3 protein-coding genes are annotated in these 2,579 nt (G+C 56.8%); all 3 read right to left on the bottom strand.

From position 1 onward, the window contains the following. Nucleotides 1–474 precede the first annotated feature (474 nt). The gene (locus PHO70_08650; GenBank protein ID MDD5433028.1) at nucleotides 475–1,101 is read right to left on the bottom strand and encodes an SGNH/GDSL hydrolase family protein; all 627 of its coding nucleotides are present in this window, start codon (nucleotides 1,099–1,101) and stop codon (nucleotides 475–477) included. Nucleotides 1,102–1,123: 22 nt separating this feature from the next. Then, nucleotides 1,124–1,900, bottom strand: coding sequence for a tryptophan synthase subunit alpha (gene trpA, locus PHO70_08645; protein ID MDD5433027.1), 777 nt, complete (start codon nucleotides 1,898–1,900; stop codon nucleotides 1,124–1,126). After that, a partial coding sequence (locus tag PHO70_08640) for a pyridoxal-phosphate dependent enzyme (GenBank protein MDD5433026.1) occupies nucleotides 1,887–2,579 on the bottom strand: 693 nt, incomplete at its 5' end. The genes trpA and PHO70_08640, both read right to left, overlap by 14 nt.

The following is a 2,579-nucleotide window of genomic DNA, read 5'->3' as shown; positions in this document are numbered from 1 at the left end:
TCTTCTCAGGTTTCATGATGACCTCATTGGTGTTTTAAGAAGTTGAATCCTTTGCCAGGGTTTGATATGTCAGAAAAAAAGAGAAAGATGCGCCAGCAGGAAAAAGCTCAGGCAAGGGACGGGCTCGGACCATCTTTCATCTGAAGGTGGAGGCACAGTATATGCCCATGTACTGGCTGCATATCGAGATCCCCGCCAAGGCTACATTGGAGGATCTGGACCACTTTTTAAGAGCCGTCTGGCCGGAATGCTGCGGCCACCTGAGCAGCTTCGATATTGCAGATGAGACCTTCATCTCAGATGCGATGTATGTGGCAAGACGGCAACGGGGATTTGTTGCGTTTGCAGCGACGAGTCCACCGGTCGAGTGTGCGATGAATGCGGAAAAACGCATGAATGCGGAGAGGAGATGCTTCTGCCGGTGGTCAATTCACCTCGTGTGGGTATGTGCAACTATACCGGAGGCTATTACGATTAGAATAGCCTCATCAGCTCCTCGGCTATGATCCTGTAGCCTGCCTCGTTGGGGTGGTCGAGGCCCTGAAGGATCAGAGATCCAAGTGGCGTGCCTCCTGCAACGGCCCTCATCCAGGCCCCAAAGACGTTCACGAATCCCACGTCCATCTCACTAGCCACTCTCAGCACCGCCTGATAGTAATCCAGGACCATTCGATCGTAGGGAGGCGTCTCAAGGGGCTGGGAGGAGAGCAGCAATATCTCCGAATTTGGGCCGGACCGGATGCGCCGCACCATCTCTACGAAGTTCATTTCGAACTCCTCCAGACTCAGGCCGAACGCGCAGTCGTTGATTCCGAAGTTGATGGTGACCAGGTCCGGCTCGTAGGAGAGCACAGAGAAGTCGAGCCTTGCGAGGCCGTCCATGCTGGTGTCTCCACAGATGCCGGAGTTGATCATCTCAACATTTGCCTCAGGATACTTTTCTCTCAGCATCTGAGCCCAAAAGGATGGAAAGCCGCGCCGGACGCAATAACCCTCTGTGATCGAGTCGCCGAAGGCAACGATTGTGACATCGGCTCCCGCCTCCAGGTCCGCCCTCGTCCTCTCCACAAATCGTTTCTGACCGTCATCAGCTTCAGTCATGGCAGACAGGTAATCAAGCAGACTATTGTAGCTTTGCTCTTGCCGCGGCCTTGACCGCCTTCTTAATATCGGCCACAAGCTTTTCCAGCCGCTCCACCTCGCCCTTGGCTATCAGGTCCACGCAGACCGATCCCACGATGGCCGCGTCCGCGCCGGCGGCGACCACCTCTGCTGCCTGTTCCGGAGTAGAGATGCCAAAGCCTACAGCTTTCGGCTTGCTGCCATGAACGCGAGCAATTAAGTCCCCGGTGCTCTGGAGAACGTCACTCCTGGCACCAGTCACGCCAGTTCTTGCCACCAGGTAGAGAAATCCCGATGTCCTCTCTTCAATCATCTTCAGCCGCTCCTGCGGAGTGTTTGGAGCCGCCAGGAAGATCAGGTCCACCCCGGCTCGAACGCAGGCCTCATGGAGCGGTCCGGCTTCCTCAGGCGGCAGGTCTGGCACAATCAGGCCCTCGATGCCAGATCTGGCACAATCCTGGACAAACCTGTCAAGTCCGCGGGCATAGATCATGTTGTAGTATCCCATGAAGATCTTTGGAATGGCGACGTTCGCCGCGCGAGCGACTTCGAAATAGACGTCTGTGTTCATTCCAGCAGCTATCGCCCTCTGAGCAGCCGATTGGATGGTGGGGCCGTCGGCTATGGGGTCAGAGTGAGGCAATCCCAGTTCGATTATGTCCGCTCCGGCAAGAGCCAGCCGCCGTACCAGCTTGGGCGTCTCTTCCGGCGTCGGATCCCCTGCACAGATGTAGATGATGAGCAGAGGAGCGTTCTCGAATGCTTCAGAGATTTTCATGGTCCATCACCGTTGCCAGATCTTTGTCTCCTCTGCCAGAGATGTTGATTATAGCGAGATCGCCAAGCTCCCGCGGCTCGGCCAGGGCATAGCCCACTGCATGAGCCGACTCAAGGGCCGGTATGATGCCCTCCAGCTTGGAGAGCGCATGGAAGCCGGAGATCGCAGTCTCATCCTCGGCGATACGAGTCGTCACCCGTCCTCTCTCTGCGAGATACGCCAGCTCCGGGCCGACTCCCGGGTAGTCCAGTCCGGCAGCCACGGAATATGACTCCAGAATCTGTCCGTATGGGTCCTGCAGGATCTTGGTGAGAGCACCGTGCAAAACGCCGTCGGTTCCTCTTCCCAGACTGGCTCCGTGGTCTGCGGTCTTATCCGTCTTTCCTGGACCGCGGCCTCCTGCTTCGACAGCTATGAGCCTTACTGACTCGTCCTTAATGAAGGGCGCAAATATTCCCATTGCATTGCTGCCCCCACCCACACAGGCTGTGATGCTGTCCGGCAGACGTCCCTCGGGCTCCAGAATCTGGGATCTTGCCTCATGGCCGATGACGCTCTGAAAATCTCTGACCATGCTGGGGAAGGGGTGCGCGCCCGCCGCAGTCCCCAGCAAATAGTGGGTGCTGTCAAAGGATGATGCCCAGTCTCTCATGGCCTCGTTGATGGCATCTTTAAGGGT

Source organism: Candidatus Omnitrophota bacterium, assembly GCA_028715415.1.
Taxonomy (GTDB): domain Bacteria; phylum Omnitrophota; class Gorgyraeia; order Gygaellales; family Profunditerraquicolaceae; genus JAQURX01.
The sequence above is the reverse complement of the archived record's forward strand: the minus strand, read 5'-3'. Positions and strand labels throughout refer to the sequence as shown.